The sequence below is a fragment of the Arcicella sp. LKC2W genome (genome assembly GCF_034931005.1).
Classification (GTDB): domain Bacteria; phylum Bacteroidota; class Bacteroidia; order Cytophagales; family Spirosomataceae; genus Arcicella.
Map to the genome: position 1 here is coordinate 1 of NZ_JAYGIN010000041.1, position 20,878 is coordinate 20,878.

The window sequence follows — 20,878 nt, forward strand, 5'->3', positions numbered from 1 at the left end:
CCAATGATTCCCGCTCTGATTTGTGGACTGCTAAGATTTAGCGGAGGAACAATTCCTGCAATGCCTGATACCAAATGGTCATTATCGGCAGAACTGGTGTATAAAAGAGCCAAATGTCCACCCGAACTTAGTCCTACCACATAAAATTTATTGCCAATTCCCAACGATTTTGCATCGCTCTGAATTTTGTGTAATAAAGTGCCAATATCCGCCACTTGCTCACGAAATGTGATGCTTGAACCAACACTTGCCAAACGGTAATTGGTATTAACGATAGCACAATTTACCCTCCGATTTTTCAAATCACTAACCAAGAAATTAAGGGAATTTTTATCGCTAAAACGCCACGCACCACCATGAAGAAGCACAATGACAGGGTTTTGCGTATTGTGAATATTAGGTAAGTAAATGTCATATTTTTGATAGGGATTTGAGCCGTAAGCCACATTTATTCTATCTTCATACGACAAACTTGGGACGGTAATATCAGTCGTTTTTTCTGGAATAGTTAAAGTCAAGGAGTCCTTGCTACAACTTGAAAAAAGACTGCCAACGATGCCAAAAACGAAAAGTAACCAGAATTTTTTGATAGAGAATGTTGAAGAATTGTGCATTAGTTTGCTGTGATTGATGTGTTTAAATTATCCACACAAAATTGGGGTAGATAACACGCAATCACAATCACATCTTTGGGTAGGTAAGCCCATTTTTCTATACCCTAATGATGTGAGTTTCGGGCTTTTTAGAAAATATGCATTGGTTCAAACGTCCTCGCTTGAACCAATAGGTTACTCCCATTAAATATTTCCCCCGTGGCTGGTGTCTCACCAGACATATTCGACATTTCAATGTCGAATGCTTGATGAATCGGATTTCAATCTGCTATCAATTTTATAGGATTGGAAATCCTATTTATCTAAACTTCGACTATGCGTCCCAGAGTTGTCCTTCGGAACATCTCGAAGAGCGGGGTGTCCCACCAGACATCATGCGTAAGCAAATTACTGACTAAAAGATTCATAAACGACCCTATCTATTATTTGTCGCAATCAAGAAAAGAACCGCCGACAGGGCGAAAAGCCGCTGTCAGGGTTTCGGACTCAACTCAACCCCGACAGCGGCTTTTTTGCCCTGTCGGCGGTTGTGCGACGAATAGTAAATAATTCAATTCATAAATAAACTGATGACAAAATGCTTACGCACGATGTCTGGGTTCAAGCGAGGACGCTTGAACCAGTGGAGTTATTTTGGTAGACTGTCTTTAAATATCTGCCTACATAACTTTTCAGGGTCAGGATATATGTCACCTTTTTGCAGGCTGAAACTTTTCCTTATTTCGCATATTAATGACTTTTTAATTTCAAAACTTGTGATAATGTTTTTTTCTAATCGTTGTTGAAAACCTCTATTTTTTTCTAAGTCTTCCCTATACTTTTCATTGTTAGCGATTATTTGAGGGTCATCAATTTCGTCTAAAGCAGAGCCGACAAAAATAGTAGCTTCTTTAAAAAATTCTTTCAAAGCTTCTTCTAAGGGTTTATCTAAATAGTCATTATGAATAAACAACCCTTCTTGTGCAACAATTCTAATGTTGTTATATGTATTGTATATGTCAATAAACTCTTCGTAATGACTAATCAGAAATACATTGCAAGTATTGATTGTAAAAATGTTGTCGATGTGGGATACTAAATGTTGATGAGTGTAGTCTTCATATTGAGAAAATAGGTCATTGCTTAATCGTTTGAGGGGCTTTAAACTTCTGATTACTTCTGGTATTTCAATTAAGTCAAAGTCTGTTTGGTTAATAAAAAATATTGAAAAATAATCGTCAATTAAACCTTGTTCAACGTTTGAAGTTTCTTCGAAATTTTCAATAGCAAAGTAAAGAGCTTTTTCAAAATTAGTAGTGAAGTCTAAAAAAGGTGTTGGTGCACGATAATGTTGTAAATAACTATAAATAGAAAGTTTTGACGCTTCAATTTTAAAAGTGTCAAAATATTTTTCAAGGATTTTATTTTGTCGAAAATTGTTTAGGTAGTCTTCAATACGAAATTTGTACTGCAAGTCTTTCAGAATTATTTGTCTCTGCAGTGAGGTGTAAATTTTGTATTTAGAATTGTTGATGCCTCTGTAAATACCGTTTAACATTTGTTGTGTTGTAACGATTTTATTATAGTCGTCTATGGTTTCAACTTTTACAAGATTGAAATGTTTAGATTTTTCATCGAAGGATTCGTAAGTTGATAGTGTCGTCATATAATTGCTGCTAACTCGTAAATATATAAAAGTTTTGTCCTACTTTTTGTATTATTAAAATCTTAGGAGATTCCCTAATAACAAACATAACCCATTTCCCACCAAACCCCAAAACCCATTTATCAAATGGTAAAATACTTTATTCCTAAGCATTTCTTGCCTAATTTTGAGTATAGCAATTCACAATTTGCCTTTTGAAATTAAGAAAGCATAAATGATAAGAAAGTGAAAAATAAAGTATTAAAAATCCACCCCAACGACAACGTAATCGTTGCTCTAACCGATTTAAAAAAAGATGAAATCGTAGAATTAGACGGTCAATCTTATACCCTTACGGAAGATATTGCGGCTAAACACAAATTCGCTATGTACGATTTTGAGGTTGGCTCTGAAATAAAAATGTACGACGTATTGGTCGGCAAGGCTAATCAGCCTATTGCTAAGGGCGGAAGTATCAATATTTTTAATGTAAAACACGCTGTCAATTCTTTTGAATTACGTGAAAATCATGCCGAGTGGCAAGCTCCAGATTTGTCAGGTTTTGAAGGACGTACTTTCAACGGTTTTCATCGTGCTGATGGTTCGGTTGGAACGGCAAATTATTGGTTAGTTATTCCTTTAGTTTTCTGTGAAAATCGTAACATCGAAGTGCTTCGTGAGGCTCTTGTGGACGATTTGGGTTACGCTCGTAAGCATACGTACCAAAACCAAACCAACGATTTGATTTCTTTGTACAAAGCAGGAAAAACGATTGAAGATATTTTATCGGCAGATTTACAAAGTCAAGAAACGGAAACCCAAAAGCAAAAACTTTTCCCAAATGTTGATGGCGTAAAATTCCTACTTCATGACGGCGGTTGCGGTGGTACTCGTCAAGATTCTACGGCACTTTGCGGAATGTTGGCAGGTTATATTACGCATCCAAATTGTGCGGGAGCAACGGTTTTGAGTTTGGGTTGCCAAAATGCACAAGTAGGCGAATTGAAGGCTGAAATTGCTAAAAGAGACGCTAATTTCCAGAAACCGCTTTATATTTTAGAACAACAAAATATTGGTACAGAGTCTGAAATGATGGCTCAGGCATTGAAACAAACTTTTGCAGGTTTGATGCAAGCTAATCAAAATACTCGTCAGCCAGCACCATTGAGCAAATTAACCATTGGCTTAGAATGTGGCGGTTCTGACGGTTTCTCTGGTATTTCTGCTAACCCTGCTATCGGTTATACTTCTGATTTATTGATAGGTTTGGGCGGAACGGTTATCCTTGCCGAATTCCCAGAATTATGTGGGGTTGAACAAGAATTAACCGACCGTTGTGTAAGTCGTGACGATGCCGCTTTGTTCAGTCATTTAGTCAAAACTTATAACGACCGTGCCAAAGCCGTAGGGTCTGGGTTTGACATGAATCCTTCTCCAGGCAACATCAAAGACGGATTAATTACCGATGCGATTAAGTCGGCAGGAGCAGCTAAAAAAGGTGGAACTTCGCCCGTGACTTCGGTTTTGGATTATCCAGAAAAAGTGACGAAATCAGGACTTTGCCTTTTATGTACTCCTGGAAATGACGTAGAATCAACAACGGCAGAAGTGGCTTCAGGGGCAAATTTAGTATTATTCACAACGGGTTTAGGTACGCCAACGGGTAACCCAATTGCTCCAGTTGTGAAAATTGCGACTAACTCTAAATTGTTCAATAAAATGTCAGATATTATTGATATTAACACAGGAACAATCATTGAGGGCGAAGAAAGCATTGAGCAAGCAGGAGAGCGTATTTTGGAATATGCCATTAAAGTTGCCAGCGGTGAAATTGAAGTTTGTGCCGTAAGAAACGGACAAGATGACTTTATTCCTTGGAAAAGAGGTGTAAGTTTATAAATTTGTAGCCCGATGTTGGGCGGCACTCCGCTTCCGCATCGGAATAAAATAATATCCGATGCGGAAGCGGAGTGCCGCCCAACATCGGGCTACAAAACTATGAAAAACGTATTTATTGACATTGCTCGCATGGGTAAAAACAATAGCTGGCTCTATGTAGCTGGCTTTTTGATTGTTATGGTAGCCGCAATTGTTTTTTCTTTGCCTACTGTTTTAGTGACAAATCTAAAAACTCAAAAACCGACCGTACCTGCTTATCAATACATGGCGGTGGCACTTTTGCAGTTTATCGGAATTATTGTTGGCTTGTGGTTTGTTATGAAATTTCTTCATGGACGTTCTTTCAAAACATTAATCACGCCTTTTGAAACCATCAATTGGAAACGTATTGCACAATCGGCTGGACTGTGGTTTGTCATTACGGTAGTAGTGGAGTTATTATTTTACGGAATATTTCCAGAAATGTACCGTTTTACACTCAATATCGAAGATTTTTTACCTGCTTTAATTGTTGGAGTTTTACTAATTCCCATTCAAAGTACGGCGGAGGAATTACTTTGTCGAGGCTATCTTTTACAAGGAATTGGCTCAAAAAATATCTGGGTAGGCGTTATTGTTACGGCGGTACTTTTCGGTTTGGCTCATGGTTTCAATCCTGAAATTCAGAAAGTTGGCTTTGCTATTGCCATGATTTATTTTATTGGCGTTGGGTTGTTCTTTGCTTTACTAACTGTTTTTGATAAAAAGTTAGAACTACCAATGGGGATTCATGCAGCCAATAATGTTTATTCTTTTCTCATCGTTTCATATCCCGACAGCGTTTTACCATCTCCTTCTATTTTTATGGTAACCGAACTCAACTTTTCTATCATGATTGCGGGGTGGCTCATCACTACGATTATATATGTTTTCTTGGCAAACAAAATTTTCAACTTACGTCCTGTTATTGAAGATTGAGAATTTCATCTATCAAAATTGTCTATGTGTAGATTTTTTATAATTAATTGATTAATAGCAAGTTCCAGTCTTAAAGCCAAACAAGGAAACGCTAACCATTACTTAAACCATAAAGTTTAGAGTATAAAACAAAGTGTTTTTACTTTATAAATACAGACGTATTTTAAACCCTGTACAACTACTATTATAACAATTTCCATCTCGGAGAATCGAATATAAATCATGAAACAATTTTTAAACGAAGACTTCCTCTTACAAACTTCCACTGCCAGCAAACTTTATCATGAGTTTGCCAAAGATATGCCCATTATTGACTATCATAATCACTTACCACCTGACCAGATAGCTAATAACAAGAATTTTGAAAATTTAACGCAAATTTGGCTTTACGGCGACCATTACAAATGGCGTGCTATGCGTTCAAATGGCGTGAATGAAAGTTATTGTACAGGCGATAAATCAGATTTTGAAAAATTTGAGAAATGGGCTGAAACAGTTCCTTATACTTTGCGTAATCCCTTATATCACTGGACGCATTTAGAATTGCAACGTTATTTTGACGAATACGAAACTTTGAATCCGAAGAATGCTAAGCGGATTTATGAAGAATGTTCGGCTAAACTTCAAACACCTGATTTTGCGGTAAGAAGTTTATTGTCAAAAATGAAAGTAGAAGTGGCTTGTACCACAGACGACCCTTCGGATTCGTTGGAATATCACCAAGCCATTATTAAAGACGGTACGGTTTCAACGAAAGTTTTGCCAACTTTCCGTCCTGATAAATATATCTTGATTGATAATCCCAACTTTGCGGATTATGTTCAAAAATTAGGAGCAGTTGCCAATATTGAGATTAATTCTTACGCTGAATTATTGAAGGCTCTTCGTTCACGTGCGGATTTCTTTGCTTCTTTGGGCGGGCGTTTGGCTGACCATGGTTTGGAGCAAATCTATGCAATTAGTTTCACCGAAGAATCTGCCAATAGCGTATTTAAGAAAGTAATTGCCAGACAAAGCATCACGTCGCAAGAAGCCCTGACTTATAAATCAGCGATTCTTCATGCTTTGGGTGTAATGTATCATGAGTTGAATTGGACACAACAATTTCACTTAGGAGCTTTGCGTAATAATAACAGCCGTGCTTTACGTACGTTAGGTCCAGATACAGGTTGGGATTCAATTGGCGACTGGTCGCAGGCTCAGAGTTTATCTAAATTTTTAGGTCGTTTAGATGAAAATGACCAATTGGCAAAAACAATCATTTATAATCTCAATCCAAGAGACAACGATTTGATGGCAACCATGATTGGAAACTTCAATGATGGCTCAATGGCTGGTAAAATTCAGTTTGGTTCAGGTTGGTGGTTTTTAGATCAAAAAAGTGGTATGGAAAGCCAACTGAATTCACTTTCAAATATGGGTCTTTTAAGTCGTTTCATTGGTATGCTTACTGACTCTCGTAGTTTCTTATCATTCCCAAGGCACGAATATTTCCGTAGAATTCTCTGTAATCTTTTAGGTAACGAAATCGAAAACGGAGAATTACCAAATGATATTGAATGGATTGGACAGATGGTTCAAAATATCTGTTACAACAACGCAAAAGAATATTTCAAATTTTAAAAAGGTCTTTGAGTTATGAGAAGTCATACCCTCATAACTCAAACGTTATACTCCATAACTCAAACTCATGCAAACCAAAATTGGTAAATATCGCTGGACGATTTGTAGTCTGGTATTTTTTGCAACAACCGTCAACTATCTTGATAGAAATGTCATTAGTTATTTAAAGCCATATCTTGCCGAAGCTTTTCACTGGACACCTGAGCAAGAAGTAAATGATTATTCAAATATCGAAATCGCTTTCAAATTAGCTTACGCCTTCGGGATGTTTTTTGCAGGTGGATTTGTGGATAAATTAGGAACAAAAATCGGTTATGCTATCGCTACTGGTCTTTGGAGTATCGCAGCTATTGCACACGCTTTAGCAACAGGTACAGGAGGATTTATCATTGCTCGTATTTTTTTAGGAGTTACTGAGGCTGGAAATTTCCCCGCTGCTATCAAAGCAGTTGCCGAATGGTTTCCTCAAAAGGAACGTGCTTTAGCTACGGGTGTTTTCAACTCTGGAACCAACATTGGAGCTATCATCGTTCCGCTTACAGTTCCATACATTGCTGAAACTTGGGGTTGGCAATGGGCATTTATTCTTACAGGTGCTATCGGTTTTATTTGGCTTGCTTTGTGGTTTATTTTTTATGAAGTACCACAAAAACAAAAGCGTTTATCTGCCGAAGAGTTTGAATATATCCATTCAGATAAAGTAGAGGAAGTTGTTTATGAAAAAGTTTCTTGGATTAAATTACTTTCATTTCGTCAAACATGGGCGTTTGCTCTTGGTAAATTCTTAACTGACCCTGTTTGGTGGTTTTATTTATTCTGGTTACCAGATTTCTTGATGAAACAATACGGACTTTCTAAAACAGAAATCATCTGGCCTTCTGCTATGGTTTATATGATTGGAAGCATTGGCAGTATTGCAGGTGGTTGGTTACCAATGAATCTGATTAACAAAAACTGGCCTGCCTTCAAAGCTCGTAAAACCAGTATGTTAATTTATGCTTTCCTTGTATTTCCAGTGTTATTTGCTCAATATTTGGGGTCAATTAATATGTGGTTGGCCGTTTTAGTAATTGGTATTGCAGCATCTGCTCACCAAGCTTGGAGTGCTAATATTTTCACAACGGTTTCAGATATGTTTCCTAAAAAAGCAACTGCATCTGTAACTGGAATCGGTGGTATGTTCGGCGGTTTAGGAGGTATTCTTTTGACTTGGTTAGTACAAAAAAATATGTTTGTGTATTATACCAAAATTGGACAAATTCAAACTGGATATTTCATCATGTTTTGTATCTGTGGTGCCGCTTACTTAACCGCATGGTTAATTATGCACTTCTTAGTTCCAAAAATGAAACAAGTAGATATTTAATTTGGTCATAAGGAAAATCAAAATATCATGAAAAAAATACTCATTATTTTAGCCTTGTTTTTAGGAAATATTTTCTTTACCCAAGCACAAACAGCTGAAGAAAAGAAAGTAACAGAAGCCGTAGAATTTCTAAAAAAAGCCATGATTGATGGAGACAAAGTTTCTTTAGAAAAAATTGCCCATCAAGATTTAATTTATGGACATTCAAACGGTAATATGGAAACGAAAACGATGTTTGTAGAAGCCATAAGTTCTGGAAAATCGGATTTTAAAACGATTGATTTGACAGAACAAACTGTAAAAATACATGGAAAAACAGCCATCGTACGTCATAAATTATTTGCCGAAACTAACAATGGTGGCGTAGCAGGAACAGTTAAATTAGGCGTTCTTTTAGTATTTCAAAAAACAAAAGGACAATGGATACTGTTAGCTCGTCAGGCATTTAAAATTTAAGATAGATAATTTTCATAAGGTCTTGATTATGAGGTCATAAATTTAGTATTTATGCTAAATTTATGACCTCATTTTTTGTTCTAAATCTGTCCTGTAAAATTGATGATTTCCAATGTGATAACATCACGAACACCTTATACTTCAAAATTCATATCTAAAATTACCTATTACCTATTTACTTCTTTGGCACGTTATTTGTTTTTGACTTGGCAACCTTACAGAGTAGATTTCAAACTATTCCGCCTAAGCAACCCCATGTTATGAATAAATTTTTCCACATAGCCTCTGTTGTGGCATTGCTATTTTTGCTTGCCTGCGGACACACACACGCACAAGCGAAGCTGAAAGCCGCAAATCGCCAGTTCGAACAACTGAGTTATATCGAAGCGATTCGTCTTTATGAAGACTTTCTTCGTGATGCAAAAGACCCAGTGACTCGTCAGGAAGGGCTGAAAAAATTAGCCTATTCCTACCGCAAAATGCAGGACTCTCGTAATGCAGAGCGTGCTTATGCTGACCTCCTGCGTGATTATCCAGATGTAGAATCAGAAAATTATCTTTATTACGCTCAGTCATTAGCGTCAAATCAGAAATATAAAGAATCTCAAAAATATTATTCTATTTACGGAGAAAAACAAACGGCTGACCTTCGTGCAAAACGCTATACTATCGCTTTGATGGATATGGGGCGTTTTTATCGTGACTCTTCGTCTTACAAAGTTCAATATCTTCCCATCAACTCTCGTCAGGCAGATTTTAGCCCGATGTTTTATAAAGGAGGTTTGGTATTTTGTTCAGCAAGAGATGAAACAGGAACAATCAAAAGAGTTTTTGCTTGGAATCAAACACCGTTTTTAGATTTATATTTTGTTCCAGATACTTCACAATTGAGCATTCATAATGGTTTACAGACAGCTCAAGCTCTCGGCGGTATGTCAGCAAGTAATGTAGATGCACCAACGCCAGAAGCCAAATTGACAAAAATTGAAGAATTTAGTAGAGTATTAAATACGAAATATCACGAAGGTCCAATGACTTTCTTTAAAGGGGAACAAAAAGTAGTTTTTACAAGAAATAATTACAATAAAGGACGTTCAAGAGAGTCAAAAGATGGAACAAACCGCTTGAAACTCTATACCGCAGATTTAGTAAAAGAATCATGGAGTAATGTAAAGGAAGTGCCATTTAATTCTGACGAATATTCATGTGGACACCCTGCTTTATCACCTGATAATACTAAAATGTACTTTGTGTCGGATATGCCTGGTGGTTATGGTGGAACAGATTTGTACATTGTAGAATATACAGACGGAACTTGGGGAACACCCGTAAATTTAGGAAAAGAAGTAAATACAGAAGGAAATGAAATGTTTCCATTTGTCGATGAAAGCGGAAACTTATATTTCTCATCAGACGGACATGAAGGCTTAGGAGGACTTGATTTGTTCTTTGCCGAAATGAAAGACGGAATTGCTTACAAAGGTGTTGTAAACTTAGGAGCTCCATTAAATTCCGAAAAAGATGATTTTGGTTTAATTACTGATGCAGGACGTAATACAGGTTTCTTTTCTTCAAACCGTAAAAGAGGCATACACGACGATAATATTTATAGTTTCAAAAGAGAATGTCGTCCTTTAAACTTAATTGTTTATGATGCGGCAACCAAAACGCCACTCGAAAATGTGGATATTAGAAGCGTAATCAATGGTGAAAATCAAGATTTGAAAGTTACTGGATTAGACGGTTCTACGTCAATTTGTTTACAGGCAGAATCTGAATACGAATTCAAAGCCATTAAAGAGGGCTATCAAATGAATTCAATTACATATTCGACCAAAAGTAATACGGGACAACAAACCACTTTGGAGATGTATTTAGAGAAATCAAATTCATCGGTATTGAAAGGTGTTGTGAAGTCTGAATTAAGTCAAAAACCAATCTCTGGCGTACAAGTAACGCTTGAAAACCAAAAAGACAAAACAACACAAACCGTTGTGACGGGTCAAGATGGTGGTTATGAATTTGAAGTAAAACCTGGTGCTGACCACAAATTGACGGCACAGAAAGATAAATATGCTACCAACAATGAAACAATTGGTAAAGTAAGTAAAAATCCAACGCAATATCAGAATGTTCAAGGAATGTATGGCGAAGGAGATATTTTCAAACTGAATAACATTTACTACGATTTAGATAAGTTTTTCATTCGTCCAGATGCTGCTCGTGAGTTAGAAAGAACGGTATTGCCACTTTTGAAAAAATATCCTGATATGAAAATCGAGATTCGTTCACATACCGATGCTCGTTCTGGAGATAGTTACAATATGCAATTATCTGAAAATCGTGCAAGAGCCGTAGTCAATTATTTAACACAAAGAGGCATTGATCCAAGTCGTTTAGTATCAAATGGATACGGCGAAAGTGAACCTTCTAACGAATGTGTAGATGGCGTACAATGTAATGAAAGTCAGCATCAAGAAAACCGCAGAACTGAATTTAGAATTTTAGCGGTGAAATAATATAAATTTGAAGGTCGGGCGATGAACCGATTCAAATATTCAAATGAAAGTCATTTTCATTTTAGTTTTTTAGGTTAGGTGAATAGTTTTGCAAAAAAACTCCGTATTACGGAGTTTTTTTGTTTCGGAATTATCTACAATTTGTCGCAAGACAAAATTAGACTACGGATAGAACAGATTTACACTGATTTTTCTTTAAATTTATCCGTGTAAAGCCGTTGAATCAGTACAATCTGTGGTCTAATTTTATTCTTCGACAAATTGTAGATAGTTTCGTTTTGTTTTATATAACCAATGCAATTATTTATCAACCTTCCAAGTATATGGATTCCCTTGTTCATCCGTAAAAGCGGCTCCTCTGACTGTACAATCATCTGAAACAACCTTTAAAATCAGCGTATCTTTAACAATTTCAAAAGATAATTTAGCCACTTCTTTTTCAGTACATGGGCTTGAACCTGCTATTTTTTTCATCGTTAAAATATTACCTTCAATGGTATAGCTTAATTCTTCAATGGGTGAATCGTTTTCCATTGCTTTGAACATTACTTTTCCCTCTTCAAAAACAATAATTGCTCCTGTTGGGTCTGGCACATTAACTGTCCCTTTCCATTGTGTATTCTTAAAAGGATTAACAGTGTTTTGAGCAAATGAGGTACTTCCTAAAAGTACAAATGAAATAATAAATAAGAGCTTCTTCATAATTGAGATGTTTGTTTTTACATTTTTTTGTAAAAATATTTATTACACAATTGATTTGAAGCAAAGTCTTGAAAATCTATTCGCTAACTTAGTAAGTGGGAATTATGAACAAAAAAAGAGAGACAATGCTAAGCGTTGTCTCTCTTTTTTACTGCCGATTTTGGAAAATCGGTTTACAAATTCACCGCAGTACGTTGAATAAATGCTGTTAAATCAGCTCCTGTAAGCATATTTTGTGACAATAATGCCAAGTCATATACTTGTTTTGCTAATTTCTTCTGCTCCTCTTCATCCGTAGATTTCAAGATTTTATCTATCGTTGCATGGTTGGCATTTATCGACACAATGTAGTTATTTGGCATATTTCCAAACATATTCATTCCGCCACCATTACGAGACATATCCGCCATACGACGCATAAATTCGTTTTGAGTAATCACGGCTGGTAATTCATCAACTGGCATTGCTTCCAAATTAACAACCTTCGTAGTATCGTTTATTACGGCATCAAAAATCTTTTTCACCGACTCTTTATCTGCTTCTGAAAGTACCGATTCCAACACAATTCCTTTATCAATCAATTTCTCAACGGTATCAGCATCTACACGTTTCAAATTAGTTTTCACTAATTTTTGCTCCAACATATTGATAAAATGACTATCCAAAACCGTATCCAATTTCAAGACATCATAACCTCGTTTTTTTGCCGATTGAATAAAACCGTCTTGTCCTTTTACGTCATTGGTATAAAGGTACGTAACATTTTCGTCCTTATCTGTTTGATTTTCTTGAGCAAATTCAGCGTATTCGTTTAACGTAAAGTATTTATTATCAACATTTTGTAATAAACAATAATCTTTTGCACGCTCATAGAATTTATCGTCTGAAATCATTCCGTATTTTACGAAAATACCGATATTTTCAAATTTCTCTTCAAACCCAGCACGGTCATTTTTGAACAATTCACCCAATTTATCCGCTACTTTCTTGGTGATGTAAGAGTTGATTTTTTTCACATTTCCGTCGGCTTGTAAGAAACTACGAGACACGTTTAATGGAATATCTGGCGAGTCAATAACGCCATGCAACAACATCAAGAACTCAGGCACAACGTCTTTTACTTCGTCGGTAATGAATACTTGACGGCTGTATAATTGAATTTTCTCACGAGAAAGTTGTAACTCATTTTTCACTTTCGGGAAGTACAAAATACCCGTTAAGTTGAAAGGATAATCAACGTTTAAGTGAATCCAAAACAATGGTTTTTCTGAATATGGATACAATTCTTCGTAGAATTTTAAATAATCTTCATCCGTTAAATCTGAAGGAGATTTTGCCCAAATTGGCGATGGATTATTGATGATTTTCTCTTGAAATTCAATTTCAATTGGCAAGAATTTACAGTATTTATCCAATACTTGCTTAATTCTGAATTCTTCTAAAAACTCTAAAGAATCTTCGGCAATGTGGAGAATAATATCCGTTCCACGTCCTTCACGAGTAGCTTCTGAGATTTCAAATTCTGTTGAGCCATCACAAGTCCATTTTACTGGTTGGGTATTTTCTTGGTAAGATTGAGAGATAATATCTACTCTTTCTGCCACCATAAAAGCGGAGTAAAAACCTAAACCGAAATGTCCGATAATCGCTTTTTCGTCACCTTTGTCTTTATATTTTTCTACGAATTCAGTCGCTCCCGAAAACGCAATTTGATTGATATATTTCTTAATATCATCGGCGGTCATTCCCAAACCTGAATCCGAAATAGTAATCGTTTTTGCTTCCTTATCAAACGAAACTTTTACTTTCAATTCGCCCAATTCACCCGCATATTCACCAATGGCGGCTAATCTTTTGATTTTTTGTGAAGCATCAACGGCGTTTGAAACTAATTCACGAAGAAAAATTTCGTGGTCTGAATAAAGGAATTTTTTAATAATTGGAAAAATGTTCTCGGTATGAATCGAGATATTACCTTTCTCTTGCATAGTCATTTTGTCACTTTTTAGATGAATAATAATCAAAATTTGATGTTGGACATGATTGCAAAAAGAATTCCAAAGGGATTTGGTAGGACAAATTGGCAGTAGAGACGTTGTCTGCAACGTCTTTGTTAACCCAAAACAATGTATATGCCTTGCCTGCAACGTCTTTGTTAACCCAAAACAATGTATATGCCTTACCTACACCGTCTTTGTTAGGTAAAAATATTTTATTAAATGAGACAAAGACGTTGCCCAAAACATATTTGTTAGGTAAAAATATTTTATTTAATGAGACAAAGACGTTGCAGGCAACGTCTCTACGAATGATAATGGTATTTAATTTTTCAGATTGACCTACGAATTTCTTAAATTGCACCGAATTCTGAATTCGACGTATTCATAACAAGAACATAATGAAAATTTCAACCAACTCTAAAAAAGACGTTTATACCCACGCAGCCATCATCATTTTGCTATTATTAGTGCTGTTTTTCGGTTTTTTCTTTCTTTATTTACCTTGGAGTACCAATCACGGTGAAGCGATTACCGTTCCTAATTTAAAAGGCTTGTCAATGGAAGAAGCAGAAGACCTTTTGGACGACCGCAATCTGGAATATGAAGTAACTGACAGCACTTTTACGGCTGGACTAAAACCGTTAACGGTGTTGTCTCAATATCCTTTAGAAAACTCAAAGGTAAAACAAGGTCGTAAAATTTATTTGACTATCAATACCGAAACGGCTCCGATGATTAAGTTACCCAAATTGACTGAAATGTCTGTCAGAAGTGCCGAACAACAGTTATTAGTTTCGGGATTATTGAAGCCAGATTTGGAGTATCAAGACGATATTCGTGAAAATGAAGTATTAGAAGTAAAGTATGAAGGCAAGAAAATGGACGCTGGTACGTTAATTGCAAAAGGTTCAAAAGTTACCTTAGTTATTGGTAACGGAACGGGCGATGTTGAAATAGATGTTCCATGCGTAGAAGGTAAAAATTTCGACGAAGCACAAATCATCATTAAAGGTTCTGGCTTACAAATTGGAACGATTATTTATGACCCAACTTCAACCGAACCCGCAGGGACTATATTTAGACAAAATCCAGCTTGTGGAGACGGCAACAAAATTCGTTCGGGCGAAATGGTTGACCTTTGGGTAGCGGGCGAACAACCCAATTAATATCATTGCGTTAATGTTCTGAAATTCAAATAGTTTGACTATAAATTTTAAAGGACGGCTTCGCTTTGAGTGAAGTCGTCCTTTTTCCTTTTTAAATCTTTGAAGAATTTTATCAAGAAATGATAACAAATTAAAAACCATGACACGGTATAAACAGCATTACTTCCTTACATTTCTACTCCTTCTTGCTTTTTGTCAGGTTTCTTTGGCTCAATTTCAAGTTGTTCCGCTAAAAAATACCGAAAAAACAAAACCTTCGTCAGCAAAAGTAATGGCATTGAGTTTGCCTTTTTTTGATGATTTTTCAACTTCTACCAATAGCCAAGATTTGGGTAAATGGAAAAAAGGTGGCGGAGTTTATATCAGTAACACATTTACAACCAATCATCCAACCATTAATGTTGCCACTTTTGACGGTTTGCAAGCCAACGGAACACCCTATGACTTTGCAAATTCATTGGCTGAAGGAGCAACGGATTCTTTAACGTCTTTGCCCATTGACTTACAATACAGTGTTGCAGATTCTGTACATTTTACTTTTTTTTACAGAACACAAGGTTTAGGCGACAAACCCGAATTGAGAGATTCTTTACGCTTACAATTTTTAACAAATGGTGATAAATGGCAAACCGTTTGGGTTGGCTTAACAGATACGAGTAAAACGGCAAATGATTCATTCAAAAGAGTGATTATTCCAATTCGGGCAAATCTGTTTTTACACGATAAATTTCAGTTTAGTTTTCAGTCATTTGGCAGAAAATCTGGACAATTTGACGTTTGGCACGTTGATTATGTGTATTTAGATAAAATTAAAAATCAGCGAGTAACGGGCGATGTTATTAAAAATACGAGTATCCGAAACCCTACGACGAAAGAAGTAACGTCAATTTCTACGCAAGATTTATCTACACAAAGTCAATTAACCTCACTTCTGAAACGCTATAATGCGATGCCTTTACGGCAATTGTTGGCTAATTCCGCAAAAGAGTTGGCAGATAGCGTTAAATGGAATGTTAGTAATCTTTCAAATATTTTACGTTTTTTCCCTTATAATTACCAAGTTATAAATACTTTAACAAATGAAGTTATACAAACAACGGCATTATTAAGAGAAGGAATTAGTAGTTTTTCAACACTTGAATTAAAACAAAAAAATGAACTTCCTTTAGCATCATTCAACGCTACGAAGTTGAAACTTAAAATAGCCTTTAAAGCTACTACTTCTGATGTTTCGCCTTTTGTGGTAAATGACACCATTAGCAGAGTTGTTGATTTAGATAATTATTATGCTTATGATGACGGAACAGCCGAAAAAGCTGCTTATCTCGGAAAAGGTTTCGGAAGAGTTGCCGTACAATTTATCGTGAATAAACCAGATGCCGTAAAAGCTATTAGGATAAATGTTCAACCAACTGTTACTAATTTGGCAGGTAAAAGATTAACCTTACAAATATTAGCCAATGAAAAAGGTAGACCTGGAAAAGCTCTAAAAACGATTTCAGATTCGACAACCATTATAAAATACCCAAATACGCCCAACGCCTTTGTTGAGTACAAATTAGACTCAGTAGCAGTTGTGGATACTTTTTATGTGGGATACGTTCAACTTGCTGACGATGAACCGTTGACGCTTGGATTGGACGAAAATTCGTCTCAATTTGCCAATCGTCATTTCTATAATATTAATAATGAATGGATTAACGTAACAGAAATACAATCGACCAATTCATTTGTGCCAATTAAAGGGAGTTTAATGATTCGCCCTGTGATGGCAGGAAAAGAAGTTTTTGTTTTAACAACCGAAGAGGAGATTGACGATAAAAGTGTAGTGATTTCACCAAATCCGTCAAAAGATATTTTTAGATGGAACGATTCGAGATTGAAAAATGTAGAATTATTGGATTTCACAGGGAGAACAATATTACAAACGACAACTGATAATCAAGAAGTTAATTTGCAAAACCTCAACACAGGAACTTACATTTTGCGACTTTCAAACGATAAGAATACATTTGTAAGAAAAATTGTAAAAGAATAGCTCTCAATAGTATAATTTTACCGAAAGAGAAATTAATAATTTAAAATAACCGATTGCTGATAGCCGATAGCCAACAGCCCTAATAAAATGGACATTACCGTACAAGAATTAAAAGAAAGACTTGATAAAGGAGAAACCTTTAATTTCCTCGATGTACGTGAGGATTACGAATATGAAGAAGAAAACCTCGGAGCAAAATTAATTCCGTTGGGAGAACTTCCTGACCGTATTGAGGAACTCGAAGCTTGGAAAGACCAAGAAGTAATTGTTCACTGTCGCTCAGGTGCAAGGTCGGCGAGAGCCAAAGCATTCATGGAAGGACAAGGCTTTACGAATGTTCGTAATGTTTTAGGTGGAATTATGGCTTACGGTCAACTTTAATTTTAAATTTCTAAATCAAGGGGTTGTGTAATAAGTCCTAATTATTAGGTATTTACACAACCTTTTTGTTTGGAGAATAGATTCTAAAATAATTTAGCTTCGTAAGCATCAACCAGTAGCGATGATTGGTAATGGGTAAGTTGATTTAGAACCTGTTTAAACTTTCTCTTTCGGCTAAAACCAAGTCTTTTAGAATTCTTCAAACCAAAATTTTATCAACGTAGCTCTGCTATGTTTCAAAAATTTTAGTTTAAAGACCTCAAAAATACACTGATTTGTATCTCAAAACAGAAAGTTTAAACAGGTTCTTATTCACTTTTCGCTTAGTATATCCATAAAATGTCAGCAGAAGAATTTAAAAGCCGCCTTTCAGCATTAACCATTCTTGATATTAGAACGCCTTACGAAATTGAGGATTGGGATTTGGGCGGTATCCAAATTCCTTTAGATGAACTTCTTTTAAATCTGGAATTGATAGAATCTCTAAAAAATCAAGCAATCGTTATTATTTGCCACACAGGTTTGCAAAGTGAGATTGCCCGTAAGATTCTGGCAAAAAGAGGTTTTACAAATCTTGAAAATTTAGAAGGAGGTTTAGAAGCATTTTTAGCGTTGTAATACAGCCTTTAGTCTGTAACTAAAACATAGATTTTAGCCTGTAACGAAAATTCAGACTAAAGTCTGTGTTACTATCAATTGCTGAATATTTGGCAAAAAAACGTATTTTTACAAAAAATCATTTCATAAATCCCTAATTCCCCAATGTTAGCATATATTGATTGGCACACATCCCCTGTAATTTTTGAGATATTTGGTTTTCCGTTACGTTGGTACGGCTTGATGTTCGCAGGGGCATTTTTGGTTGGTTATCAAGTTCTTAGTTATATGTTCAGGAAAGAAGGTCGTCCGATTGAGCAAGCCGATGAACTTTTACTATATGCAATGGTTGCTACCGTTATTGGTGCCAGAATGGGGCATTATTTTTTCTACGAATACCCGTTACTGCTTAGTAATCCTGTAAAATTCTTTATTGATATGATTGTGCCACCTTACTCAGGTTTGGCATCACATGGAGCAGCCATTGGCTTATTTACAGCATTTTATATTTTCTCGAAGAAAAGAAACATTCCCTACCTATACGTTACTGACCGTATTGTACCAACAGTAGCTTTGGGCGGTGCTTTTATTCGTTTTGGAAATTTGATGAATTCTGAAATTGTTGGAAAACCAACCGATGTATCTTGGGCTTTCAGATTTTTCAATGACATCGAACACCCCGTTTTAGTACCTCGTCATCCTGCACAATTGTACGAATCAATTTCTTGTGTTATATTATTTTTATTATTGATGTGGGTATGGTCTTTGAAGAAGGAAAATACTCGTCAGGGCTTAATGACAGGTGTATTTTTAATTATTCTTTTTACACTCAGATTCTTATATGAGTTTGTAAAAGAGAATCAAGTGAATTTTGAGGATGGAATGCAATTTAATATGGGACAAATCCTAAGTATTCCAGCAGTCTTATTCGGAGTAGCAATTTTAGTATATGCTTTTCGTAAAAAAGATATACAAAATGCCTGATTATTAGGCATTTCGCTCAAAAAATAGCATATTTGCAGAGATACTATTCATTAAATATAAAACCAAATCCCACAAAACATGGAAAACGTACAAGACCAAGCTGACAACCAATTAGACAAATTAAAAGATACTGCTTCTGAAAAGTTAGAAGGATTGGCTGATGCTGCTGCAGGTAAAATCAAAGAAGTAACAGGAATGGATGTTTCGGCAAAAGCTGATGAATTAGCTACTGCTGCTACTGAAAAATTAGAAGATTTACAAGCAGCGGCTTCTGAAAAAATCGGTGATTTAACTGAGGCTGCTACTGAGAAATTTGACGAAGCTAAAGAAGCAATTACTGGAAAAATCGCTGAATTAACTGGTGGAGATGTTTCTGCTAAAGCGGAAGAATTGAAAGCTGAAGCTGCTGAAAAATTAGAAGATTTACAAGATGCTGCTGCTGAAAAAGTTGAAGAAGCGAAAGAAGCTGCTGCTGGACTTTGGGGCAAAGTAAAAGGTATTTTCGGAGCATAATTTCGATAAGTAAAATACTGATTAAGAGTTGTTTACTCTGTATTTTGTCATATAAATAAAAATAGCCAAATTGAAATTTCAGTTTGGCTATTTTTATTTTAAAGCAGTTTAAGTGATTCGTTACTTAATAAACTATATTTTCTTTTAGGGTGGCAACTCCTGCCATTCCAGTTTTTAAAATTCGCTTTGTACGCAGGTATCTTTTTGCATTATATTCATCAAAATTAGGAGCAGTTGTAATCATACTGCTTACTCTTACTTTATCAGATGCGTGGATAAATTCGCCATTGCCAAGCCACATCGCAACATGAACAATGCGTTCAGAGCCGTCTTCTCTTTTTTCTCCAAAATATAATAAATCTCCTGCTTTCAATTCGCTCCAATTACCTGTTTTATCAATCGTTTCGCCAATCATTACCTGTTGTGAGGCATCACGAGGGAGAATAATGCCATTCAAAAAATAAACCGTTTTGGTAAATCCGCTACAATCAACACCTTTAAACGATGTGCCACCCCACAAATACGGCACGCCCATTAATCGCTTTGAGGTTGTCACTAAATTATCTTCAGTCGCATTTATTTTACCAAACCAATTATTGTAATTATTAGCTTCTCGCTTTGCAACATATCCTTTGCGTTGGTCGGGGAATGTCACTTTATAGAAATCATTATCTTCTTCTACCAATTCCATGATACAACCCGCCACCAAATCAGAAACCGTTGCCGATTCTTCATTGGGTTCAGCATACGCAGAGCCGTAGGCACGAGTATAAATAATTTTAGGAGTAACTTTCCATTGCTCCATTTTGTCCTTATTTATCATCGTGATTGCTCCTCTATCAACCCACGAAATATATTGGTCGGGCGTTTGGATTAATAACCAACCATTATCTTCTTTTTCCAAAATTCTCACGGGCGTACCCATCAATGCCTGTGAAGCCAACTCACCCGCATGACGGGGCGAATAACGAATATTGCAAACTGAAACCTCCACTAAACCATACACTTTGTCCTCTAATTCTGGTTCGGGAAGGGTTTTTATTTCATCAACGATAGGGATTCGTTCCGTTTTGAGACGGTCGAGCAGAAAGCTTTTTGCTCCGTATAAATTTGTTCTACCTGAAAGAATTACATGATTATTTTGTCTGAAAGCATCAATTTGAAAAATGGCAGTACGTTTATCTGGAGCAAATCTAAGAGCGAAACTTTCAATAATTTGGGTAATGGAAGAATCTGCTTTGATACGCTTCGGGGATGCTTTCCGAGGGGTTGTTGGCCCAGCACCTAACAAGGCAAATGAAGCGATTGTGAGACAAACGAGTATATATTTTTTCATGGGTTGTGGATATTTGACGTAAGGATGTCAAATATATTTTTACAAAAAATATGCCAAGAAGTTGACATTTCCAAATAAAAAAAACCTTCCAAAATTGAATTTG

At 36.0% G+C, this 20,878-nt stretch carries 17 protein-coding genes; 12 read left to right on the forward strand and 5 right to left on the reverse strand.

Annotated features, from left to right (window positions below):
• A partial coding sequence (locus tag VB796_RS22805) for an alpha/beta hydrolase (protein WP_323348907.1) occupies nt 1–614 on the reverse strand: 614 nt, incomplete at its 3' end.
• 628 nt (nt 615–1,242) lie between these two features.
• Nucleotides 1,243–2,259, reverse strand: a complete 1,017-nt coding sequence (locus tag VB796_RS22810) for an FRG domain-containing protein (protein WP_323348908.1) — start codon at nt 2,257–2,259, stop codon at nt 1,243–1,245.
• Between the two features lie 225 nt (nt 2,260–2,484).
• On the opposite strand from VB796_RS22810, the gene VB796_RS22815 reads away from it, so the two are divergent.
• The 6 genes from VB796_RS22815 (at nt 2,485) to VB796_RS22840 (ending at nt 11,058) form a co-directional block, all read left to right on the forward strand.
• A complete protein-coding gene (locus tag VB796_RS22815) occupies nt 2,485–4,137 on the forward strand; it encodes an altronate dehydratase family protein (protein WP_323348909.1) in 1,653 nt (550 codons plus the stop codon).
• 99 nt (nt 4,138–4,236) lie between these two features.
• Nucleotides 4,237–5,094: a type II CAAX endopeptidase family protein gene (locus VB796_RS22820; protein WP_323348910.1), complete on the forward strand. Its 858-nt coding sequence runs from the start codon at nt 4,237–4,239 to the stop codon at nt 5,092–5,094.
• A 222-nt stretch (nt 5,095–5,316) separates the two neighbouring features.
• Nucleotides 5,317–6,717 (forward strand): glucuronate isomerase, encoded by a 1,401-nt coding sequence (uxaC, locus tag VB796_RS22825; protein ID WP_323348911.1) that lies wholly within the window; start codon nt 5,317–5,319, stop codon nt 6,715–6,717.
• A 67-nt stretch (nt 6,718–6,784) separates the two neighbouring features.
• Entirely contained in the window at nt 6,785–8,083 is a 1,299-nt protein-coding gene (locus VB796_RS22830) for an MFS transporter (protein ID WP_323348912.1), read from the forward strand.
• Between the two features lie 27 nt (nt 8,084–8,110).
• The gene (locus VB796_RS22835; protein ID WP_323348913.1) at nt 8,111–8,539 is read left to right on the forward strand and encodes a nuclear transport factor 2 family protein; all 429 of its coding nucleotides are present in this window, start codon (nt 8,111–8,113) and stop codon (nt 8,537–8,539) included.
• A gap of 260 nt (nt 8,540–8,799) precedes the next feature.
• On the forward strand, nt 8,800–11,058 hold the full coding sequence (locus VB796_RS22840; RefSeq protein ID WP_323348914.1) for an OmpA family protein: 2,259 nt from the start codon (nt 8,800–8,802) through the stop codon (nt 11,056–11,058).
• 300 nt (nt 11,059–11,358) lie between these two features.
• Here the strand turns inward: VB796_RS22840 and VB796_RS22845 are convergent, their stop codons facing one another.
• Both VB796_RS22845 and htpG read right to left on the reverse strand, forming a co-directional pair.
• Nucleotides 11,359–11,760 (reverse strand): hypothetical protein, encoded by a 402-nt coding sequence (locus VB796_RS22845; protein WP_323348915.1) that lies wholly within the window; start codon nt 11,758–11,760, stop codon nt 11,359–11,361.
• A gap of 173 nt (nt 11,761–11,933) precedes the next feature.
• Nucleotides 11,934–13,748, reverse strand: a complete 1,815-nt coding sequence (htpG, locus tag VB796_RS22850) for a molecular chaperone HtpG (protein WP_323348927.1) — start codon at nt 13,746–13,748, stop codon at nt 11,934–11,936.
• A gap of 410 nt (nt 13,749–14,158) precedes the next feature.
• On the opposite strand from htpG, the gene VB796_RS22855 reads away from it, so the two are divergent.
• From VB796_RS22855 to VB796_RS22880, 6 genes are all read left to right on the forward strand, one after another.
• Nucleotides 14,159–14,926: a PASTA domain-containing protein gene (locus VB796_RS22855; RefSeq protein ID WP_323348916.1), complete on the forward strand. Its 768-nt coding sequence runs from the start codon at nt 14,159–14,161 to the stop codon at nt 14,924–14,926.
• Nucleotides 14,927–15,065: 139 nt separating this feature from the next.
• Entirely contained in the window at nt 15,066–16,964 is a 1,899-nt protein-coding gene (locus VB796_RS22860) for a T9SS type A sorting domain-containing protein (protein ID WP_323348917.1), read from the forward strand.
• 87 nt (nt 16,965–17,051) lie between these two features.
• Nucleotides 17,052–17,345, forward strand: coding sequence for a rhodanese-like domain-containing protein (locus VB796_RS22865; RefSeq protein ID WP_323348918.1), 294 nt, complete (start codon nt 17,052–17,054; stop codon nt 17,343–17,345).
• Between the two features lie 339 nt (nt 17,346–17,684).
• Nucleotides 17,685–17,963: a rhodanese-like domain-containing protein gene (locus VB796_RS22870; RefSeq protein ID WP_323348919.1), complete on the forward strand. Its 279-nt coding sequence runs from the start codon at nt 17,685–17,687 to the stop codon at nt 17,961–17,963.
• 144 nt (nt 17,964–18,107) lie between these two features.
• Nucleotides 18,108–18,926, forward strand: a complete 819-nt coding sequence (gene lgt, locus VB796_RS22875; RefSeq protein ID WP_323348920.1) for a prolipoprotein diacylglyceryl transferase — start codon at nt 18,108–18,110, stop codon at nt 18,924–18,926.
• A 78-nt stretch (nt 18,927–19,004) separates the two neighbouring features.
• On the forward strand, nt 19,005–19,439 hold the full coding sequence (locus VB796_RS22880) for a hypothetical protein (RefSeq protein ID WP_323348921.1): 435 nt from the start codon (nt 19,005–19,007) through the stop codon (nt 19,437–19,439).
• Nucleotides 19,440–19,563: 124 nt separating this feature from the next.
• Here the strand turns inward: VB796_RS22880 and VB796_RS22885 are convergent, their stop codons facing one another.
• On the reverse strand, nt 19,564–20,775 hold the full coding sequence (locus VB796_RS22885; protein ID WP_323348922.1) for a C40 family peptidase: 1,212 nt from the start codon (nt 20,773–20,775) through the stop codon (nt 19,564–19,566).
• Nucleotides 20,776–20,878: the final 103 nt, after the last annotated feature.